Genomic DNA, 21,833 nt, shown 5'->3' with positions numbered 1-21,833 from the left:
TTGTCATTATATGATTAGAAAGTCAACTTCAGACCGCCGGTGATAGAGCGGCGGGATGTGTAGAAGCTTGTTGACGCGCTAACTATTCCCAAGCGTGGGTCGAGTCCCTGGCGTGCAGAGAACAAAGCCACGTTGTCAGCAGCGAAGTACAGTCTCAGTCCCTCGATTCCGATCTTTGCTGTAAATGTCTTAGGCAGAGTGTAGCCCAAGGTGATATTGTCTATTGAGAAATAATCCGAGCTGATGAGGAATCTGTCGCTGGTAGAGTTGGCATAGTTGTCCACGGCATCGGCGCGCGGTACGTCGGTGTTGGTGTTCGTAGGTGTCCACGACTTCAGGATATCCTTGTGCCAGTTCCGTCCGGCAGTGAAACCGTTGCCAGTGTCCATAAGTGTCTGGTATCCGGAGTCGAAGATATCACCGCCAAGCTGGAAGCTTGTCTGTATGGAGAAGTCGAAGCCTTTCCATTCAAGAGAAGTGCCAAAACCACCGAACATGTCAGGCAACAGTGATTTTGTGGAGCGGCGCGCATAGTTGTATGCGTTTGTCCAGTCGGTTGTCGACTCATAGATGTAATTGCCGTTCTCGTCCTTCACCGGCTGCTTCTTGTCGTCGACTTTCACTCCGGTATAGAGAGCCTCACCGGTCTTCGGGTCAACGCCCTCATAGTGCACGAGGTAGAGGTTGTAAATGCTCTGTCCCTCCTTGTATATGCGGCTGCCGTTGATGTACTGTCCGTTTTCATAATCGCTTGAGAGCTTATAGATATTGTTCTTCTGGAATGTCATATTGAGCGATGCATCCCACTTGAAGTCCTTTGTACGGATGATGCCGTAGTTGGCCTCGAACTCAAGTCCGTAGTTCTGCACCGTTCCCATGTTGACAGGTATAGAACTGTAACCGTTGCTCGCAGCCACATGCTTGTAGTCGAGCAGGTTGCTGGTAGCACGGAAGTAATAGTCGAGAGAACCGGTCAGGCGTCCCTTCCAGAAGCTGTAGTCAACACCGAAGTCCAGTGCGTTTGTCTTTTCCCATTTCAAGTCAGGATTACCCTTGTATGCCAGAGCGCCGTCGGAGAATACACCGTCAGCACCGGTCATTTTATACATATCCTCGTATGCGTAGAATGAATAATAATTAGCGCTTGAGGCATGGTTGTCGTTACCCGTCTGTCCGAACGACCCACGAATCTTCAGCAGGTCTATCCAGTCGACATCTCTCAGCCAACTTTCCTTCTTCATGTTCCATCCGAGTCCGAGAGAGAAGAAGTTACCCCAGCGGTTATCCTTTGAGAACGCCGATGTACCGTCGCGGCGATAGCCTAAATTGACGAAGTAACGCTCATCCCAGTTATATGTTCCGTTGAAGAAGAAGCCGGCAGTGTTGTATTCATGAGCAAGACCCGAACCGCGGCGCTGGTCGATGGTGTTGCCCACAGTGTAGTCGCCCATCTTGTACAGGTTCTGACCGTCGGCATAGAACTCTTCTAACTTGTAGCGATAGCCTTCGAAACCTGCTGTGAGGTTGAGGTTATTCTTTCCGAAAGAGTTATTGTAGTTGAGCAGGTACTGGTGTGTCAGTGCGCTCTGATGCAGTTCCATCTGCATGTTCTCACCGCCATAGCTTGCCGTCTGTCCATACTTCGGGTTAGTTGAGGAATGCAGACGTGTATTGTCGACATGCAGTCCGAGACGTGCCGTCACTGAGAATCCGTGAGTAAGGTCAGCCTTTGCGAACCAGTTTCCGTCGACGATATCCATAAGATATTCGTTTGTATTATACTGCAGGTCGCTCAGAGGGTTAGACATCGACATGAAGTTACGGGTGTTGCCAGCCACGGCTCCGTCGCCGTAGTCGTAAATCTTCTTTCCTGTCGTTGAGTCAAACAAAATATTGCCCTGTGCGTCGCGTACGAATATAGGATAGATAGGCGCAATGTTGTTGGCAATATAGAATGCGTTCATTGACGAAGAGGCATCATCAGATGTCTGGTCGTCAGGCGAATAGCTGTTAGTGTGGGTGAAGGCGACATTACTGCCGATAGTCAGCCACTTCCGGGCTTTATACTCTACATTGGTACGCGTGTTGTAGCGCTTGAAGCCTGAGCCCTTGATGGTACCGTCGTCGTCGAGGTAGCCGAATGAAGCGTAGTAGTTGAGCTTGTCGGAGGCGCCACTGACGTTGATGTTATATTCCTGACGGAAAGTTGTCTTGAACGTCTGGTCCTCCCAGTCGTCAGGGATGTAGTAGTTCTTTCCGTCGCTGTATCCGAGTGTTGCCAGCGGGTTGAGCTTTCCGTCGCGTCCGATGAGCATCTGTCCCTGCGGAAGGGTATAGATCTGGTAACCCGTCTGCGCAGTGAGGTTCTTGTTGGCTAACTGCCATGCAGCGTCAGCGCTCATGTGGTTGTTGAGAGTATATCCGTTGTAGAGGGTCTCGTAGAGCTTCTCATAGTAAGTACCGGGTTTGCCGATAACGTCATAGTTCGGCACCTCGCGGCTGTTGGCACCCCACTTGGCGTCGACAGTGATACGGGCTTTTCCCTGCTGTCCCTGCTTAGTGGTAATCATCACGACACCGTTGGCACCTCTTGAACCGTACAGTGATGTAGAGACGGCGTCCTTCAGGACTGTCATCTTGGCAATATCATTAGGGTTCAGCGCACTCAGATCACCGTCGTAAGGCACACCGTCGACGACATACAGCGGTGATGTCACACCGTTGATGGAGCTGATACCACGTATGCGAATTGTAGCGCTCGTTCCCGGCTGGCCGTTAGTCTGATAGCTCTGCACACCAGCCATGGTACCGGTAAGAACCTGGGAGACGTTAGATGTAAGACGATTCTCAATCTTGTCGGCCTTGATTTCAGATGCGGCACCGGTGTATGCCGATTTCTTTGCTGTTCCATAAGCCACAACCATCACCTCGTCGAGGTTCTGCTGGTTCGACTTCAGCACGACCTTCATGTTCTGACGTGCCTGAAGGGTCTGTGACTCCATACCGATATACGACACCGTAACCTTGTTGCCGCCACCCTGCGGTATGGTGAATTCAAAATTACCGTCGACATCAGTAACGGCGCCGACATTCGTGCCGACGACGACAACAGATGCGCCGATGACAGGCTCACCGTCGGCACTGCTCGTAACATTACCTGAGACGTGAGTCTGTGCAAACGTCCCCCCCACCAAGAGGAAGATGCCTGCTAAAAGCATTGTTAACCTTTTTACCATAGATACTTAATTTATTTGAATTATTTTCTTTCTCTTTCGTGCTATCCTACTTATACACACTGTTGGCAAGAGTTATTCCGTCATTGCCCATCTGATTAAATACTAACGTCTGTTCTGCAATCAATCTGTTATTATTTTTAAACCTTTTCACAAAGGAAACATACAACTGTAAGAAAAACGCAATAATTGTTATAAACAGGTGCAAAGTTATTAACTTAAATTCAATTAACCAAAAGTTTTATGTTATTTATATTCACTTTTCTTATTAAACGTTTCAAAAAGGAACACATAGTAACATTTTTCGAACGAAATGTGGCGCTGAAAAGAAAAAAGCTATAAAAACTTTAGAAACTATAGATGCTATAGTAACTATAGAAACTATAGGAGCAATAGAATCTATAGAAACTATAGCAGCTATAGCTCCTGCCACTTGAAAGAGTAAAAAACAAGGCCCTTCGGCATTGCAATAAATCACTAATTGCGTTGCCGAAGGGCCTTTTCTATGTGGTGCCGTTCTGACGGCGGTCAGGTGGGCTGTTACTTGACCATTGTCTTCACGGTTGTTCCGTCGCTCATCTTGAGGATTGTCACACCGCGGTGATTCGCGCCAACACGCTGACCCTGAAGATTATAGCGAGCTACGACCGTTGCCCTGTCCGATGCTGTGGCAGCGGAAATGCCGTCGGAAATGTCCTCACTGACCTTCACGCTGTTGACGAGGAGCTCATAGAACGGACCGGAATAGTAGTTGTCCTGGTCGTTGATGTCCGTACTCGTGCGCAGACCAACGTAGAGTGCCGTGTCGGTTGTATTAGTGAATGTGAACGTAGCCTCCGACTTATCCGTTCCGGCCTGTCCGATGAGCCTAAAATCGGCAGGATTGTTCACGGCAGCAGCGTAGACATTCATCTTCAGCGTGTCCTGAGTAGAGGTCAGGGCGTAGTCGACATCGACTGTCACCTTTGCGCCGGGAGCCACTCTGAGTTTAGGCGTTACGAGCATTCCCTCAAAGTAGTTGTACGATCCCGTTTCCTCATCGCGGCTTACCACCATCGCTGTGCCGTCAACGTGCCAGTGAGTGAAGTTGTAGCTGTTGGCATGATAGATGGTCCACGACGTGCTGTCGTTGGCGAAATCGCTCTCGAACGGCAGACTGCGGCCCTCGCTTACGGGCTCGATGTTTATGGCGTCGATATGCGTCTCCGAGCTGTTGCCATCGCTAAAGTCGTGGAAGCCAAGATAGTAGAGGCCATCCTCAGCTATGTCGACAACCTTCGTGACCTTGGCATAAGCCGGACCGTAGATGTCGGTGCTGTCGGTACGGAAGATTTCGGTGGTCATAGCCTCCGGTGTGCGTGCCGTTCCCATCTTTGCCTCGAACTTCTGAGTGTAGTCGGGACCCGAGAAATAAGTTCTTCCACGGTAGAAGAACGAAATCTCATATTTACCCTTCTTCAGTTCTACGGCATCGGAATAAGCCCAGTCATCGGATGGCTCCTGATTCCAGCCACGCACATGCGACAGTGCGGCAGTGTTGCCGTCGTAGTCGAACCAGTAGCTGTTGTCGATTGTCCAGCCGCTTGTGCCGTTTGCCGGCAGATACCATTGTCTGTTGCGGGCGGCATCGCCGAAACCGTAGTTATAAGGTGTCGTCTGGGCCTTCCAGTGCTCTACGGTGCTGCCCATGATAAGGTCGTTCTGACTGTCGTCGCCGACAGGAGTGGCAATCAGTCCGATGAGATAATAAGTGGTGTCGGCCGAGAGGTCGGCCTCCTTATTGAATGTGTAGTAGACGGTGTCGCCGGGGAGGACGGTAGCGGTTACGGTCTCCTCGGCGGTCTGCGTAAACTCGTTCTCAGTGACGTCGGTGCCGTTGACCGTTGCGGGGTTGATGAAGTATTTCACCTTGATGTCCTTTTGTGGCGTGACGCCGTGGTTGATATACGATATCGTCACTTTCGACTTTCCGAGGTCGTATCCCGACTGCTTGTCAAGGCTTACATTATTTATACAGAGGTCCTCACCGTCATCGACTTTGAAGTGGCTGATTATCGAGGCATCGTTGCTTCCTGTCAGTGCGAACGCAAAATACCAGTCGCCCTCAGGCAGATTGCTGAGCAGGTGGTATCCGTTGAGCCATCCGCTGTTTGTGATGTCGCTGTCGAAGAGCACCTCTTTCATGGTGCTGACATCGGTTGTGCGACCGGCAAGGAGTTTCAGATGTGACGATCCCGACCGCGTGTAACCACTGTAGTAGAAACTTACACGGTGAGTACCTTTCGTCAAGTAGATTGCCGGCGAGATGAGATAATCGTCGAGTGAGGTCTGATAGTTGCCGAAAACGGCAGCCCCAGTGCCATCGCCGAGCTGGCTGAAGGTGAACACGTTACCGTCGTTATTGCCGTCGATGACCGACCACAGGTCGTTGTCGTCAGCATCGTCGAAATCGGTGGAGTATGGCATGGTCTTAGCCGCATAGAAGCTTATGGCCTTCTGCAGCGTGTCGTTGGCGCTGTTGCCGTCACTGTCGGTGTGGCACCACACCTTCAGGTTCATATCGTCGGCAGTAGTGTTCTGGACGAAACCCTCGCTGAACGTGTAGTTGGCGGTTGTTCCGGCGGCGATGGTGCCTTGATAGTCCTCTTCAACGCTCTTACCGCCAAAGCTGTATCCCACCGTCGGGTTCACGATATCGAACGGCGAGTTGTTGGCTAAGGCCACCGTCACATTCACGACTGAGTCGCTTGCGGCTATCTTATCGGTGAACGGCGATTTTATTTCTTTCACGGCAAGGTCAGGAACAGCCTTTACGAAGTTGATATTATTGAAGGCAAACGTTCCGTAGCTGTTCCATTCGCCTTTGAGTTTGGCCGCAAAACTGACTCTTGACGGTCCTGACGGCTTGAAGGAGAAGAACGCCGGCTTGAAGTCCTGCGAGTTTTCACTGAGAGTTGTGACTACGGTGTCGACCTTATATCCGTCGTCGATGTAGGCGCTAAGCTCCACTGGTGCTCCCGAGGCCATGTAGTCGAAGGAGCATGTCACACCATCGTTGGCCGGGAAGTCTATAGGCTTTGTGCTCAGAGAGCCCATCCAGTTGGTGGCTTTTCCTGACATATAGAAAGCCTTGGCGTCGTCGCTCCAGTTCCATCCCATTCCCCAGAACGACTCATATTCATAGTCGGTCTGGGCCGTAGCCTCGTTCCACGTGAACGGGAACGGCTTCAGTTCCGGCATGTTCACCGTCACCGTTGTCGTGTCGTTGGCCGCATTCTCGTCGCCGGCGGCCTTCACGTAGGCTGTCAGCGTCGACGTCGTACCATAATCAAGGGTTACCGTGTTTTTCAGTGTCACCGTCGGTGTAGGCCATGTGTCGGCAGGAATGTCCTGATCGACATTCTCCTCAAACTGCAGGACCCCATCCTTCATCACCCCCACCTTAAAGTGGCTGATGGCTGTTGTGCCATTGTTGGTCACGCCCAAGACTATCTTCGGCGTGCGGATCGGGCTGCCCGCTGATGTCGGCGACTGGAAGTAGTTGACTTGCAAGTCGGTTGTCGCCGTCTGCGCCACGGCATTGGCCGTAGCCGTGAGAGCTATGGCGGCGGTGCAGATGAGCTTTAAAAGTAATTTGTTCCTCATAAAGATTGTTGGATATATTTATAATAATGCAATAATTCGATGCAAAATTACAAAAATATCCGAACAATCTGTTATATTCTTACAATAATTTCGGCAGTTCGAAGAGTTTTATTCCGTTGCTGCCCTTGATGAGTATGTAATGTCCCTGAGGCTGCTGACGGCTGATTTCGGCCTTCACCTCGTCGACGGTGTCGAACTTGCGGAAGTCGGTGCGCGTCTTTGCGAACTCCGGTCCTACGAGCCATACATTATTTATATTATACTCCTTAAGTTTGTCGACAACCTTCTGGTGCTCCTCATCGCTGTATTCGCCGAGCTCGCGCATATCGCCGAGGATTGCCATCTTGGCTGGAACATCCATCAGCCGGAAGTTGTCGAGGGCAGCAGCCATCGACGACGGATTGGCGTTGTAGGCATCGACGATGAGGTGGTTATGCTCCGTCACCGTCAACTCACTGCGGTCGTTGCTCGGTGTGTAGTTCTCGATGGCGTGCGAGCACTGCTCAGGCGTAACCCCGAAGTGCAGACCTATCGTTATGGCAGCCAATGCGTTGTCGATATTGTATGCTCCCACCAACTTTGTGTGGAGCTCCGTGCCTTGCGGCTCAGCTGCGGCATCATCGGCATCGCTGCTGATATGCCATGTGAAGTTGAGGAAGGGATCGCACTTCGTCACGCTTCCTGTGACGCTGCCCTCACCATCGCGGCCGTAGGTCTCAATCCTCGGCATCTCCCTCCGGCTGGCCATTTCGACGAGGTCGGCATTGCTCTCGTTGAGGAAGATCAGTCCGCCGGTGGCCTTAATAAAGTCGTAGAGCTCACCTTTCGTGCGCTTCACACCGTCGAAGGAGCCGAATCCTTGCAGATGGGCGCGTCCGACATTGGTAATCATTCCGCAGGTCGGCTCCACATATTCTATAAGCTTCTTTATGTCGCCGGGATGAGAGGCACCCATCTCCACGACGGCAATCTCGTGCTCTGGGCGCAGACGGAGCAGTGTCTTTGGCACACCGACATCGTTGTTGAAGTTTCCCTCGGTGTGCATGACGTTGAATTTCTCGGCGAGGACGGCGGAGATGAGCTCCTTCGTTGTGGTCTTGCCGTTGGTGCCGGTGATGCCAATGACGGGAATGTTGAACTGGCGGCGGTGCTCGCGGGCCAGCTCCTTGAAGGCCACAAGGGTATCGTCGACAAGGATATAGCGGCTATCGCCGTCGACAGCATATTCCTTCTCGTCGACAACGGCGTAGCTGCAGCCTTTCTCCAAGGCCATGGCAGCAAACTTGTTGCCGTCGAACGACGCACCTTTCAGGGCGATGAAGATACTGCCCTCGGGACAGTCGCGGCTGTCGGTGGTCACTACCGGATGCTTTTTGTAGATTTCGTATAAATCCTTTGCTTCCATGTGTTTATGCGTTCTGATGGATTCTGTAATGTGTTATATTCTAACGCAAAGTTCGGAATATTTCCGTTATATACCAAATTTTATACATCTTTTGTTGAAAGAAAATGCTGTGGCAGCCCAAATCGAACGCATCTACGGTTGGAAGAAGATGCCGCGACAGCGCCAATCCCATGCCTCTCCGATTGGAAGAAAACGCTCTGGTTATGGCGAAATTTCTTTACAGCATTCCAATACATACCGTTTGGCGTTCTGAAACGGGCTGTTTCATCGTCCGAAACGGACCGTTTTGCAGCCTGAAACGGACCGTTTCGCAAAGCAAAACGGCATGTTTTCGTAAGCCGTTAGCTATCAACGGGTTGCAGCTGAGGTCTTTTCGATGGATGCGTTTGAATTATTTTGACAGCAAGGATGGTGCTATGGCCCCTATAGCGACTATAGATTCTATAGCTTTTAGAAACCGCTATAGCTACTATAGTTACTATAGCTTCTATAGATTTCTATAGCTTCTATAGCCTCTATAGTTTCTATAGCCGCTATAGATTCTATAGACCTCTATACCCCATAGACGGGGGGGGCTTACTCCTGCGAGCCGATGTCCTCGATGAGATTCTCAAAAATTTCCTTCAAGCCATACTGCGGTTGCCAGCCGAGTTTACGGAGCTTGGCCGACGACAGGCGGAGCTTCGTGGGCGGAGCGTAGCCGAAATCGTTGGAAAGGTCGACACGCACATTGATGGACGGGGCGAAATTGGCCTTCAGATAGTCGGCCATGCCCCGGGCAGAGATATATGTGTCCTCGTTGGCCACGTTATATGCCTCGCCATCAGCACCTTTCATGAGGATATACAGCAGGGCGCTGATGCTGTCGGTGGTATAGCAGTAGGGACGGGCGGAGTCGCCCTTGGTGTGGAGGACGATGTCCTCACCGTTGGCCGCGAGGCGGGCAAACTGCGCGATGATGCGGTTGTCGTTGTGGGCGATGCCGGCACCGGTGGTCTGTGTCAGCCTTGCTATCCGCGCATGCACACCATATTCCTTGGCGTAGGCGGCACAGAGATTCTCCACAGCGCGCTTAGCCATGGGATAGCTGCTGCGGACGCTCAGCGGATCGAGATAGCCCTGAACATCCTCCGTTACCGGGGTGCCGTCGTCGAGGATGGTGCCATAGACCTCAAGCGACGAGAGATAGACGAAGCCCCGGACCCCACACGACCGTGAATAGTCAAGGAGGGCCTTTGTGCCGTTGAAGATGATGTCGATGGTTTCGACTGGACTGTCGACGAAGAACTTGCTGGCTGTCGGGGCGGCACAGTGCACGACATAGTCGACAGGGCCGAGACTGGTGTAGTCGTAGGTCGTGATGTCGCACTCGAAGAAGTCGACACCGGGGTGGCTGTGGCCGAACATCGCTATTGCTTTCTCGATGTTTCGGACCGGAGCAAAGATGTGTATATCCTCGTTCAAGGCTGTCAGACAGCGTATTAGCGTGGAGCCGATGAGTCCCGTGGCACCGGTGATGAGGAACGACGCGCCACGGAGGTCGCCTTTAAGGGGGAAGGTAGCGGTGAAGGTATTGATGTTTCTTGCTAAGACTTTATCCATTTCGATTTATGAATTCTCTAAAATCCGAATATCTGCTGGTTCTCGTGCACCTGAATCATGGCACGGAAGATGAAGAAATCGGTGGGCGTTGTAATCTTGATATTCTCCATAGGACCGATTATCGTGTTCATACGATAGCCGTAATGGCTCATCATCGTGCAGCTGTCGATGAAGTTCTGCTGGCCCTGGGCCATAGCCTTGCGGTCGACATCGAGGATGTCGCGGAGGCGGAAAGTCTGCGGGGCGCGGGCTATCAGCGAGTTGTTGCGGTCGGGAATCTCCAGTGAACCGTCGTCCTGGCGGACGACAAAGGTCTCCGTTGCCGGCACGCAGGTGATGCAGTTGCCTTTCTCTCGCGCCGTGACAATATTGTCGGTGATAGTCTCCTCGGTAATCAGCGGGCGCACACCGTCGTGGATGAGTACGATGGCATCGTCGCCGCCTTTCTGCTGAGCGTACTTCTCGGCAGCGCAAAGGCCGTTGTAGATACTCTCCTGACCGCTGTTGCCACCGGGCACAATGTCGACGACCTTGTTGATTTCGAACTTCCGGAGCATCTTCTTCAGGAACGGAATCCAACTCTCGAGGCACGCCACGACGATGCCGTCGATGTCGGGATGATTGTCGAAGAGCTCGAGGGTGTAGACGATTATCGGTTTGCCGTTGAGTTCAAGAAACTGCTTCGGCCGCGATTTCGTGTGCATACGCTGGCCTGTTCCGCCGGCAAAGATTACAGCTATATTCATGTTTCTATCTTATATCCAATGGGTTATATCACAATTATAGATTGACTTGTAGTGGCGGAGCTCGTAAGCGTAAATCCTGATGTCGGTGCCTTTCTCCTTATATATAGTCAGGATGCGGCTGACATCACGGATCATCCGCCACTGACGGACGGTCAGACTGCCGTTCAGCCGCTTGGTTATGGCGTCGAGAATATCCTGGCGGTCGGCATCGAAACGGGTGTGAAGGAAGCGGTAGAGCTTCGACTTGCGCTTTGTCCTCAGTCCCGTGACGCTCGTCTCTAACCGCCGGTAGTTCAGGATGCTACGGGCGCTGTAGTTTATTCCGCCACAGAAGCAGGCCAGAGCCGCAAACCACGTGTCGTGGTAGCGCATCTCCCCGGGTATCGGCAAGGCCACGTCGACGAAGCTGCGGCGCATAATCATCGCCGCCCCCTGGTAGGTATTGCGGAAAAGGATGATGGACCGGAACTTGGCCATATCATCGGACGGGACTCCATCGAACGACTCCTGATACTTCAATGTGGTGCCGAGGGGCTTGTCGTCGGCATCGATGAACGTCGAATTGGCGCAGGCCATGGCCTTGTCGCCGATGGTCGCGAGGAGCACTTCGAGATGGTCGGGGGTCCAGATATCGTCGCAGTCGCTGAGGGCTATGTACTCGCCGGTGCAGAGGGAGATGGCTTTCTGGAAGTTGTCCTTGAACCCGAGATTCGCCGTGTTGCGGCTGATGCGGATACGACGGTCACCGGCAGCAAGCTCCTGCATGAGCTGCCAGGAGCCGTCGGTGGAGCAGTCGTCGGTCATGACGAGCTCGAAGTCGGACACGGTCTGACGGAGTATCGACTCTACTTGCTTGCGCAGATATTTCTCACCGTTATAAACGGCCATTGCTATAGATACCAGTGGCATAACTTATAGGAATTCGATGTCAATCTTATGGCGGTCGCGCTTGTCCTTCGGCGGGAGGTTCATATAGTCGTGGTAGGCCACGCGGCACATGCGGTCGGGGTCGGCAGGACCCTCGAAGGTCTTGCCCTCGAAGACGATGTCCTTATGGGGGACGAGAGCCTCACGCGGCAGTTGCTCATAGAACCACGCTCCATAGGAGTGCATGCAATTGTCGCGGTTGCCGAAGATACGGCCAATGATGCGGAAAACGGGGAAGACGGCGTAGTGGAGGACGTCGTAACCGGCCTGCGCCAGCCACGGGTGGACACCGGCGAAGAGCATATTGACATTGACCGACAGCTTGGCGGCAAAGCGCTGCAACCACGGAATCATATAGCCCTCGTAGGGAAAGATGTCGACATGAAGGCCCTGGAACTTCATGGCCTCGGCAGTACGGCGGTCGTGACTGTCGGCAGCATCGTGGCTGACCTCCCGGCTCTTGAGGTCGCGGAGGACGGCCCACTCCTTGTAGAAGCCCTTGTCGGTCTCGTTGTCCTGGAGGACATACTGCGGATGGGGATGGTCCTTGAGATAGCGGCAGAGGCGGTGGAAGTCCTTATAGTCGACAACGAAGTCGATATCGTCGTCCCATGGGATGAACCCGCCGTGGCGCAAGGCTCCAATAACGTTTCCGCCGTCGATACGGCACGGCACTCCAATCTTCTTTGCCGTCGTCTGAAGGTAGACGGCCATGTCGAGAAGCCGCAACTGGGCTTTCCGCAAGTTTGACCCCTCAGGATTGTACTCTCTCCTCAGGTCGTCGTCGGTTTCTCCTGTATTGTATGTCTTCATGTGTGCAAAAGTAGTGATAATTTTTGTGTATTCAAACAAAATGCAGTATTTTTGCATGCATTTAACCTGATATGCAGAAGGAAAGTTTAAAAGAAAAGACTGCGAAAGGATTGTTCTGGGGAGCCATCAACAGTGGTTCCACACAGTTGTTGAATATCATTTTCGGCATATTCCTGGCCCGCCTGCTGACCCCTGGCGACTACGGAATCGTGGGTATGATAAGCATATTCACGGCCATTGCGTGTGCCCTTCAGGACAGCGGCTTCAGCAATGCCTTAGTGAATATCAAGGACATAAAGGACGATGACTATAATGCGGTGTTCTGGTTCAACATCATTGTCAGCTCGCTCATCTATGTCATTCTCTTCTTCTGCGCCCCGCTCATAGCCTGGTATTTCCATCAGGACTGTCTCGTGGAGCTGTCAAGATTTGTGTTCCTCGCCTTCTTTATCTCCTCCTTCGGCATTGCGCAGAGCGCTTATCTCATACGCAACATGAAGAATAAGGAGAAGGCCATCATAGCCATGGTGTCGATGATAGGATCCGGGCTGGTGGGCGTAGTACTGGCTTTCCTCGGTTTCCGCTACTGGAGTCTGGCCTGGCAGCAGGTATTGTTCATAACCATCACGAACATAGGCCGTTACCACTACAGCCAGTGGCGCCCAAGCTGGAGAATAAATCTCCGGCCCATCCGCGGGATGTTCAGCTTCAGCTATAAGATTCTCATCACCACGATTGTCAATACCGTCAGCCAGAACATCTTGAGTTTCATCTTCGGGCACCTCTTCAAGCCGCAGGTGGTGGGTAATTTCACCCAGGCGAACAAATGGAACAACAACGCCAGCGGATTCATCTCAGGGACGATAGCGCAGGTGGCGCAACCCGTGTTGGCCTCTATCCGCGACGACGGCGACAGGGAGAAGCGCGTGTTCCGCAAGATGCTGAGGTTCACGGCGTTTCTCTCGTTTCCCGCAATGTTCGGACTGGCGATGGTGGGCCACGAGTTCATCGTCACACTCATCTCCGACCGGTGGGCCGACAGTGTGCTGTGGCTTCAGATTCTGTGCATAGGAGGAGCTTTCGCGCCCATTATGGGTCTGTATCACAATATGAGCCTGAGCGCCGGACGGTCAGATATCTTCATGTGGTGCTCTATAGCTCAGGTCGTTATCCAGATTATCATCGTTCTGACCACGCACATCTGGGGCATCGACGTGATGGTCACGTCGTACACGGTGTTCAACGTTCTGTGGCTGATAGTATGGCAGCACTATGCCTACAAGATGATTGGGGTGACGATGGGCGAAGTATGCCGCGACATAGCACCGTCGATGATCGTGGCGATAGTGGTGATGGCAGTGGTTTACGCCGTCACCCTGCCGCTCGTGAACCATAATGTCGTCATCCTGCTCGTGAGGATTCTGTTGGCTACAGCGCTCTACGCCGTTGTCATGAAAGCAGCCCATGTGGAGATGATGGACGAGTGTTTGAAGTTCGTAAGAAAGAAAATCAAGAAATGAATCCTATAGCCCAAAGAATAATTCTGTCGGCATCGACGGTGAGATTGCTGCCGCATATAGCCTTCTACCTGCTCCGGCGGCGTACCATCGACGCCGACCTGATGAAGGTTCAGGACCATAAGGCCACCGTCCGCAACCTCATCAAGGCGATGACAAGGGAGCGCACGTTCCGCAACCTCTTCTATTACCGGCTTGGCGACTATCGCTCAGTATTCATAAAATGGCTTTGCCCACCGGAGCGGACATTAAATATATGGTGCCCGAGGATAGGAGCGGGGGCCCACCTTGAGCACAGCTATGCCACCTATCTCAATGCCGAGGCGATAGGCCGCGACTTCTATTGTCTGCAACTCGTAACCGTCGGCAATGGCAAAGGAGGGCGCCCCACTATCGGCGATAATGTGAAAATCATGACCGGAGCAACCGTCTTCGGCGGCATCCACATAGGAAACAACGTCACCGTCGGAGCTCATTCTGTCGTAATGCACGATATTCCAGACGGTTGGACGGTAGCCGGAGCACCGGCGAAACGCATCCACTGAGCTGCCAAAGGGGCATAAAGGCCACGTCATCAATAGTCCGCCGGAAGACTTAGGCAAGTCGCAGCATCAACAGAGATGCTGCCCTACCCTCCTTTCTACCCCTCTTTCTATACCCCTGGAATTTGGATTCGGGGAAAATATTTTGTAACTTTGCACCGAAATAACAAAAAAACTCATACTAACACATACCACGACTGAACGCAATATCGTGTTCTGTCGTTTTGGTTGTCAGCATAAATCCGTTATATAAAGATACCGAACTACATACCGCCGGGCGCGGATTTCTCTTGTCATTGAGGCGCGGGGAATACCCGTAGCTCTCAGATTTCGGCTCCGTCGAGCAGGGCAATGTATTTGCCTATGGCATCCTCAATTTCGGAAATGAGGATAAACTCGTCGGCAGAATGTGACCGTGACGACTCGCCGGGACCGAGCTTGAACGACGGAAACGGCATCAGGGCCTGGTCGGAGAGTGTCGGCGAGCCGTAGGGAGTCATGCCCATAGCCACACAACGCCTTACTAACGGATGGCCGGAATCGATATGCGACGACTGTAGGCGGAAGCTGTGGGCCTCGACGTCGCTCTTGACGTTGTGCCGGATGATGTCGAAAACTTCATGATTGGTGTAAAGTTCATTCGTGCGGACGTCGACGAGCATACGGCATTCGTCGGGGATGACATTATGCTGAGTGCCGGCGTTTATCACGGTCACGGTCATCTTCACGGGACCAAGGTACTGGCTGACACGCTGGAACTTGTAGTCGCGCACCCATTCGATGTCGGGCAGAGCCTCGTAAATGGCATTAACACCCTCGTTGCGGGCCGCATGCCCCGACTTGCCGCGGGCTGTCATGTCGAGGACCATCAGTCCTTTTTCGGCTATGGCAGGCTGCATTCCCGTGGGCTCGCCGACAATCGCCACATCGATATGGGGAAGGTCGGGGAGCACGAGACTGATGCCGTTCTTTCCCGAGACCTCCTCTTCGGCCGACGCGAGATAGACGAGGTTATAGCTGCGACAGACCGTGGAAGCCCAGCGGAAGGTCTGGAGCAGCGAGCAGAGGCCTCCGCCGCAGTCGTTGGAACCTAACCCGTAGAGTCGCCCGTCGACGATATCGGGCGAGAAAGGGTCACGTGTCCAGGAGCTTACCGGCTTCACGGTGTCGATATGGGCGTTGAGGAGTATCGTCGGACGGGCAGGGTCGTAGTCGGGAGCCACCGCCCACACATTATTGCCACGACGATGGCAGTCGAAGCCATAGCCTTTAATACGGTGCTCCATGATGTCGGCGGCAGCACACTCGTCACGACTCACCGACGGGGTGGCAATGAGTTCGCGAAGCATGGCAACAGCCTCATCAGCATATTCAGATGTTTCCATAGGGTCACTTTACTTAATTATTTCGCTTTCCACGACAAAGGTAGTTATTTGCCGGTTGTGAAACAAATAATCAGTTCTTTATTTTGTGTTGTCAGTCATTTTCATTACTTTTGCAAAAAATACTATCGCAATATGCAGACTCAGTGTCATCTTTCTGTTCTCATCCATGAACAGGCCAAGAAATACGGTGCCCGTCCGGCCCTCACCTTCCGCAGCTTCGGTTCGTTGCAGTGGAAGAGCGTGTCGTGGAATCAGTTCTCACTAAGGGTGAAACAGGTGTCGAACGCCTTGCTGAACCTCGGGTTGAAGCCCCAGGACCGTATAGCGGTATTCTCGCAGAACTGCGTTCAATATCTCTACACCGACTTCGGGGCTTACGGCGTACGAGTGGTGAGTATCCCGTTCTATGCCACCAGCTCCGAACAGCAGATACAGTTTATGGTCCAGGACGGCGGTGTGAGGATAATCTTCGTCGGCGAGCAGGAGCAGTACGACAAGGCTCACCGCATCTTCGCGCTTTGTCCGACACTCGAGCGCATCGTTGTCTTCGACCCGAGTGTGCGCATCAGCACCCACGATCCTAACGCTCTGTACTTCAGCGACTTCATAAAGCTCGGCGAGGATCTGCCTCGTCAGCCGGAGGTGGAGAAGCTGTGGAGCGAGGCCTCGATGGACGATCTCTGCAATATCCTCTACACCAGTGGCACAACGGGTGAGAGCAAGGGTGTGATGCTGTCGTATTCGCAGTATGATGCCGCACTGAAAGCCAACGACAAGTGTGTGCCCGTGGGCGAGAGCGACAGAGTTATCGACTTCCTGCCGTTCACGCATATCTTCGAACGCGGATGGGCTTATCTCGCATTGTCGGAGGGAGCACAGCTCATCATAAATACCTACCCTAAGGAGATTCAGCAGAGCATGCGCGAGACTCATCCGACATCGATGTCGGCGGTGCCACGGTTCTGGGAGAAAGTGTATATTGCCGTGAAGGAGAAGATGGACAAGTCGAATGCCATCGAGAAAGCTCTCTTCAACCATGCACTATCCGTGGGGCGGAAGTACAATATTGAATATCTGAGCCGGGGCAAGCGTCCGCCACTGCCCCTGCGCCTCGAATATGCCGCCCTCAACAAGAGTGTGCTCAGCCTCGTGCGCAAACAGCTCGGTCTGGAAAAGCCGAATATATTCCCGACAGCGGGAGCCACGGTGTCGCCGGAGGTCGAGGAGTTCATCCACAGCATTGGCATTGGCATGATTGTGGGCTACGGACTGACGGAGAGTCTGGCCACCGTCAGCTGCGATGTCAAGGGAATGCCATACACCATCGGCTCCGTGGGACGTCCGCTGAGTGGCGTTGAGATAAAGATTTCGGACGACCACGAGATTCTTCTCAAGGGCCCGACAATCACGAAAGGCTATTATCACCGCGACGCACTGAACAAGCAGGTGTTCACCGAAGATGGATATTTCCACACCGGTGATGCCGGATACATCAAGGATGGGGAGCTTTACTTGCAGGAACGCATCAAGGATCTCTTCAAGACATCGAACGGAAAATATATCGCTCCGCAGTCGTTGGAGGCGCGGTTGCTCGTCGACAGATACATAGACCAGATAGCCGTAATCGCCGACAAGCGGAAATTCGTCAGCGCGCTCATCGTACCGGAGTTCCGAGCACTTGAGGAATATGCACGCGAGAATGGTATTCCGTTCACAACACGTGAGGACCTCTGCTCCAACAAGAAGATTCACGACATGATAATGGAGCGTGTCAACACCCTCCAGCAGCAACTCGCCAGCTACGAGCAGATAAAGCGATTCACACTAATCGCCCACCACTTCTCGATGGAAAACGGTGAGCTGACAAACACCTTGAAACTGAAACGGAACGTCATAAACAAGAATTTCAAGGATGTTATTGACAAAATGTACGAAGAATAAAAACGACTGAAAGAATCGTTTCGCCTTTATTGAATTATGATTACATCAGACCAACTGAAAGACGTCTTGGAGCGCGCCGACGCGCTCAAGCGTTATCTTGATATCGACAAAAGGAAAGTGGAACTCGAAGAGGAGCAGCTCCGCACCCAGGACCCGCACTTCTGGGACGACCCCAAGGCCGCCCAGGTACAGATGAAGAAGGTCAAGGGCATAGAGAAATGGATAAAAGGCTACGAGAATGTACGTACCCTTGCCGACGAACTGCAACTTGCTTTCGACTATTATAAAGAGGATCTCGTCAGCGAAGAGGAGGTTGACACCGACTACGACAAGGCTATCAAAGCCATCGAGGACCTCGAACTGAAGAATATGCTGCGCAAGGAGGAGGACTCCATGGACGCGGTGATGAAGATAAACTCCGGTGCCGGCGGTACCGAAGCCCAAGATTGGGCCCAGATGCTCATGCGTATGTACACACGGTGGGCTGAGACTCAAGGATATAAGGTAACGGTAACCGATATGCAGCCGGGCGAGGAAGTGGGCATCAAGAGTGTCACGATGACCATCGAGGGCGGCGAATATGCCTACGGATTCCTCAAAAGCGAGAACGGTGTGCACCGTCTTGTACGCGTAAGCCCATACAACGCCCAGGGAAAACGGATGACGAGCTTCGCGTCGGTGTTCGTAACGCCACTCGTCGACGATACTATCGAGGTGTATGTCGACCCGGCAAAAGTCAGCTGGGACACATTCCGGTCATCCGGCGCAGGAGGTCAGAACGTCAACAAGGTGGAGTCGGGAGTGCGTCTGCGCTACCAGTATGAGGACCCCGATACCGGTGAGAAGGAGGAAATCCTCATTGAGAACACCGAGACTCGTGACCAACCTAAAAACCGCGCCAAGGCTATGCTCCTCCTGAAGAGCCAACTCTACGACCGCGCACTGAAGAAGAAGCAGGCTGAGCAGGCAAAAATTGAAGCGGGAAAGAAAAAGATTGAATGGGGCAGTCAGATTCGCTCTTATGTCTTCGACGACCGCCGCGTAAAGGATCATCGCACCGGATACCAGACAACGGACGTTGATGCGGTGATGAACGGAAAAATCGACGGATTCATCAAGGCTTATCTGATGGAATTCCATGAGTCGTAGCGCTGACGGATTTGAACAGCAGTTCTGCGGCTCAGCAACGATGCGGTGGCAAGCAAAAGCCACTGCATTAGTACATTAGAGCCGAAACGTCGGTGCACTAAAACATCAGCGCTGACACATTAAAATATATATATCAATCAATTAAACCTGTCCCTGTCCGGCATTCATACGGATGTCGGACGGTCGGGGCTCCCAAAGGGGCTATCCAACAAGGGATAATAAAACTATACTACTATGAGTGACAAGAGTAAATTACGTCGTAAGGAACACGACGAGAAACAAGAAAAGCAAGCAAGGAACATCGTAAACTGGATTTTCGGAATCCTCGTCGCATTAGGTATCATATTCCTCATTTGCACAACAATAATGCAATCATGAGTGGAATGGAGATAGAGCGGAAGTTTCTGGTCCACAAAACTATGGACTGGAAACGCCAGGCCACGTCGTGCAGTCACATCCGTCAGGGCTACTTCGCAGCAGTCAACACCGTCCGTGTGCGTATCCGCGATGCCAAAGCCTACCTGACAATCAAAGGGCCATCGACGAATAATGGTCTGTCGCGCTACGAGTTTGAGAAGGAGATAACCCTCGATGAGGCCAACCACCTGCTACAGCTCTGTGAGCCAGGCATCATCGACAAGCACCGCTACCTCGTACCCGTAGGATCACACACCTTTGAGGTCGACGAGTTTCACGGCGATAACGAGGGACTTGTAATGGCTGAAGTTGAGCTCGGCAACGAATCGGAGACCTTCGAAAAGCCAGATTTCATCGGAATGGAGGTCACCGGCGACCGCAGGTTCTACAATTCTCACATGAGGCAAAATCCCTTCAAGCTATGGCGAAATAGCCTTCCCGAAGAGTACCGCTAAGGCGGACGGCCACGGGAAGGCCTTTCTTTATCTGCATTCGAAACCATAGAAACTATAGAAGCTATAGAAGCTATAGGAACTATAGGAGCTATAGAATCTATAGAAACTATAGCATCTATAGAGACTATAGCATCTATAGAGACTATAGCATCTATAGGGACTATAGCATCTATAAAGCCTCTATAGTCCCAAGCACCTTCATGGCTCGCTGCCCGCAGCCATCACTTTCTCACCTTCAATAGAACACAACCGATGAGAAGGGCAACGGTGGAGCCAATGGCATCGGCGAGGAAGTCAAACCAGTCGCCGTTGCGCACACCGTCGGTGCAGGTGGCTTGAACAATCTCTACAAGACCACCCATGACAACAGGCAGGAGCCACTCCCACAACAACAGTTGGCGTGGAAGAGGCTTCTTCCCTACTCTTTTCTGAGCCATGAAAAACTCGTGACCAATGATCGAACTGAGCAGAAAATAAAGGGCAATGTGAGTCCACTTGTCGATTAGATGGACATTATCGAGTGGTGTTTCGGGGATGGGAATGAGACAAATAACCCATATAAATACCGTAAACAGAAGAGATAGTGGATAATTTCGTATAAAATTGCGCATGATAAATTAAGTTTGCTTTCAAATCTTATGCAAAAGTAGAAAATATTTTATAATTTTGCAGTGTCTTTAATGAAAAAAAATTATGGCGCAAACAGAAAGAGCAAGTTTCGGAAGCAAAATAGGAATGGTTCTCGCTACGGCCGGAGGAGCCGTAGGATTAGGTAATGTATGGCGTTTTCCCTATATGACGGGCGAGAACGGTGGTGCAGCGTTCATCATCGTTTACATTGGATGCGTCTTCCTGTTGGGAATACCCTGTATGATTAATGAGTTCATCATCGGACGCCATGCGGCATCAAACACCGCGCGTGCCTACTCCAAGCTCTCCGGTGGCAAGGCCTGGAAATGGGTTGGAATGCTCGGAGTGCTCACCGGATTTCTCATCACCGGCTACTACGCCGTGGTGTCGGGATGGTGCTTGGAGTACGTAATTGCCTCACTGACAGGGCAGCTCCACGGATCACCCGACTACTTCAAGGCTTTCTTCTCCGACTTCGAGACAAATCCTTGGGAACCGATGGTATGTACATTGGCAATCCTTCTCATCACCCACTTTGTCATCATCCACGGTGTCAGAAACGGCATTGAGCGTGCATCAAAGATAATGATGCCCACACTATTCATCCTCCTTCTTGTCATCGTCGTGGCAAGCTGCATGCTCCCAGGTGCCACGGAAGGCATCCGTTTTCTCTTCAAGCCCGACTTTTCCAAGGTCGACAGCGGGGTCTTCCTCGGTGCTCTCGGACAGAGCTTCTACTCGCTGAGCATCGCCATGGGCTGCATCTGCACCTACGCCTCCTACTATACGCGCCAGACGAATCTCGTCAATACAGCCGCACAGACATGTACCATCGACACCGTCGTGGCCATCCTCGCCGGACTGATGATCTTCCCAGCGGCTTTCTCCATCGGCGTCAACCCCGACAGCGGTCCATCGCTGATATTCATCACCCTGCCGAACGTATTCGAGAAAGCCTTCGCCGGAGCCCCGATATTGGGATTCGTCATCTCCTTCGCCTTCTACGCTCTCCTCGCCATGGCTGCTCTGACATCGCTTATCTCCCTCCACGAGGTGAGTACGGCATTCTTTCAGGAGGAACTGCATATCAGCCGCAAGAGTGCCGCTACGATAGTAACAGCCTCAGCGGTCGTCATCGGTTTCTTCTGCTCCATGTCGTTGGGTCAGTGGAGTTTCCTCGAGATTGGCGGTAAGGAGCTGTTCGATATCTTCGACTTCGTCACAGGGCAGATTTTCCTTCCCGTCGGCGGTTTCCTAACGTGCATTTTCGTCGGCTGGTTCATCCCCAAGAAAATCATTAAAGATGAGTTCACAAACTGGGGAACCCTCAAGGGACGGCTCTTCGGAGTCTATTTCTTCCTCGTCCGCATAGTATGTCCGCTGTGCATACTTGCGATATTCCTTCACCAATTCGGTCTGATATAAT

General features: G+C 52.3%; 15 protein-coding genes. 6 read left to right on the top strand and 9 right to left on the bottom strand.

Annotated features, from left to right (window positions below; all coding sequences use genetic code 11):
• Positions 1 to 14 precede the first annotated feature (14 nt).
• The 7 genes from LDN30_RS02590 to LDN30_RS02560 all read right to left on the bottom strand — a co-directional run bounded on the left by LDN30_RS02590 (position 15) and on the right by LDN30_RS02560 (position 12,371).
• The gene (locus tag LDN30_RS02590; RefSeq protein ID WP_223928659.1) at positions 15 to 3,236 is read right to left on the bottom strand and encodes a SusC/RagA family TonB-linked outer membrane protein; all 3,222 of its coding nucleotides are present in this window, start codon (positions 3,234 to 3,236) and stop codon (positions 15 to 17) included.
• A 537-nt stretch (positions 3,237 to 3,773) separates the two neighbouring features.
• Complete coding sequence (locus LDN30_RS02585) at positions 3,774 to 6,878, bottom strand: hypothetical protein (protein WP_223925114.1); 3,105 nt, start codon at positions 6,876 to 6,878, stop codon at positions 3,774 to 3,776.
• A 79-nt stretch (positions 6,879 to 6,957) separates the two neighbouring features.
• Entirely contained in the window at positions 6,958 to 8,283 is a 1,326-nt protein-coding gene (locus LDN30_RS02580) for a UDP-N-acetylmuramoyl-tripeptide--D-alanyl-D-alanine ligase (protein WP_223925112.1), read from the bottom strand.
• 576 nt (positions 8,284 to 8,859) lie between these two features.
• Complete coding sequence (locus tag LDN30_RS02575; RefSeq protein ID WP_223925110.1) at positions 8,860 to 9,885, bottom strand: NAD-dependent epimerase/dehydratase family protein; 1,026 nt, start codon at positions 9,883 to 9,885, stop codon at positions 8,860 to 8,862.
• A 17-nt stretch (positions 9,886 to 9,902) separates the two neighbouring features.
• Positions 9,903 to 10,631: an IspD/TarI family cytidylyltransferase gene (locus LDN30_RS02570; RefSeq protein ID WP_223925109.1), complete on the bottom strand. Its 729-nt coding sequence runs from the start codon at positions 10,629 to 10,631 to the stop codon at positions 9,903 to 9,905.
• Between the two features lie 9 nt (positions 10,632 to 10,640).
• The gene (locus LDN30_RS02565; protein ID WP_223925107.1) at positions 10,641 to 11,540 is read right to left on the bottom strand and encodes a glycosyltransferase; all 900 of its coding nucleotides are present in this window, start codon (positions 11,538 to 11,540) and stop codon (positions 10,641 to 10,643) included.
• A gap of 3 nt (positions 11,541 to 11,543) precedes the next feature.
• The gene (locus LDN30_RS02560; RefSeq protein WP_223925105.1) at positions 11,544 to 12,371 is read right to left on the bottom strand and encodes a LicD family protein; all 828 of its coding nucleotides are present in this window, start codon (positions 12,369 to 12,371) and stop codon (positions 11,544 to 11,546) included.
• A 71-nt stretch (positions 12,372 to 12,442) separates the two neighbouring features.
• Here LDN30_RS02560 and LDN30_RS02555 point away from each other — a divergent pair, with 71 nt between their 5' ends.
• Positions 12,443 to 13,891, top strand: coding sequence for a lipopolysaccharide biosynthesis protein (locus LDN30_RS02555; protein WP_223925103.1), 1,449 nt, complete (start codon positions 12,443 to 12,445; stop codon positions 13,889 to 13,891).
• The gene (locus tag LDN30_RS02550) at positions 13,888 to 14,433 is read left to right on the top strand and encodes an LbetaH domain-containing protein (RefSeq protein WP_223928658.1); all 546 of its coding nucleotides are present in this window, start codon (positions 13,888 to 13,890) and stop codon (positions 14,431 to 14,433) included. Before LDN30_RS02555 ends, LDN30_RS02550 begins: the two co-directional genes overlap by 4 nt.
• Positions 14,434 to 14,753: 320 nt before the next feature.
• On the opposite strand, the gene LDN30_RS02545 is transcribed toward LDN30_RS02550, so the two are convergent.
• Positions 14,754 to 15,815: a M20 family metallo-hydrolase gene (locus tag LDN30_RS02545; RefSeq protein WP_223928657.1), complete on the bottom strand. Its 1,062-nt coding sequence runs from the start codon at positions 15,813 to 15,815 to the stop codon at positions 14,754 to 14,756.
• Between the two features lie 132 nt (positions 15,816 to 15,947).
• On the opposite strand from LDN30_RS02545, the gene LDN30_RS02540 reads away from it, so the two are divergent.
• The 3 genes from LDN30_RS02540 to LDN30_RS02530 all read left to right on the top strand — a co-directional run bounded on the left by LDN30_RS02540 (position 15,948) and on the right by LDN30_RS02530 (position 19,777).
• Positions 15,948 to 17,756: an AMP-dependent synthetase/ligase gene (locus LDN30_RS02540; protein ID WP_223925097.1), complete on the top strand. Its 1,809-nt coding sequence runs from the start codon at positions 15,948 to 15,950 to the stop codon at positions 17,754 to 17,756.
• A 36-nt stretch (positions 17,757 to 17,792) separates the two neighbouring features.
• Positions 17,793 to 18,905 (top strand): peptide chain release factor 2, encoded by a 1,113-nt coding sequence (gene prfB, locus LDN30_RS02535; RefSeq protein ID WP_223928656.1) that lies wholly within the window; start codon positions 17,793 to 17,795, stop codon positions 18,903 to 18,905.
• Positions 18,906 to 19,279: 374 nt separating this feature from the next.
• Positions 19,280 to 19,777 (top strand): CYTH domain-containing protein, encoded by a 498-nt coding sequence (locus LDN30_RS02530; protein ID WP_223928655.1) that lies wholly within the window; start codon positions 19,280 to 19,282, stop codon positions 19,775 to 19,777.
• A 221-nt stretch (positions 19,778 to 19,998) separates the two neighbouring features.
• Here LDN30_RS02530 and LDN30_RS02525 read toward each other — a convergent pair whose 3' ends face one another.
• On the bottom strand, positions 19,999 to 20,388 hold the full coding sequence (locus tag LDN30_RS02525) for a VanZ family protein (RefSeq protein ID WP_223928654.1): 390 nt from the start codon (positions 20,386 to 20,388) through the stop codon (positions 19,999 to 20,001).
• Between the two features lie 82 nt (positions 20,389 to 20,470).
• Here LDN30_RS02525 and LDN30_RS02520 point away from each other — a divergent pair, with 82 nt between their 5' ends.
• Positions 20,471 to 21,832, top strand: a complete 1,362-nt coding sequence (locus LDN30_RS02520) for a sodium-dependent transporter (RefSeq protein WP_223928653.1) — start codon at positions 20,471 to 20,473, stop codon at positions 21,830 to 21,832.
• Position 21,833: the final 1 nt, after the last annotated feature.

The sequence above is a fragment of the Prevotella lacticifex genome (assembly GCF_019973375.1).
Lineage (GTDB): Bacteria > Bacteroidota > Bacteroidia > Bacteroidales > Bacteroidaceae > Prevotella > Prevotella lacticifex.
Note: the sequence above shows the minus strand (reverse complement) of the source record. Positions and strands in the feature narration are given on the sequence as shown.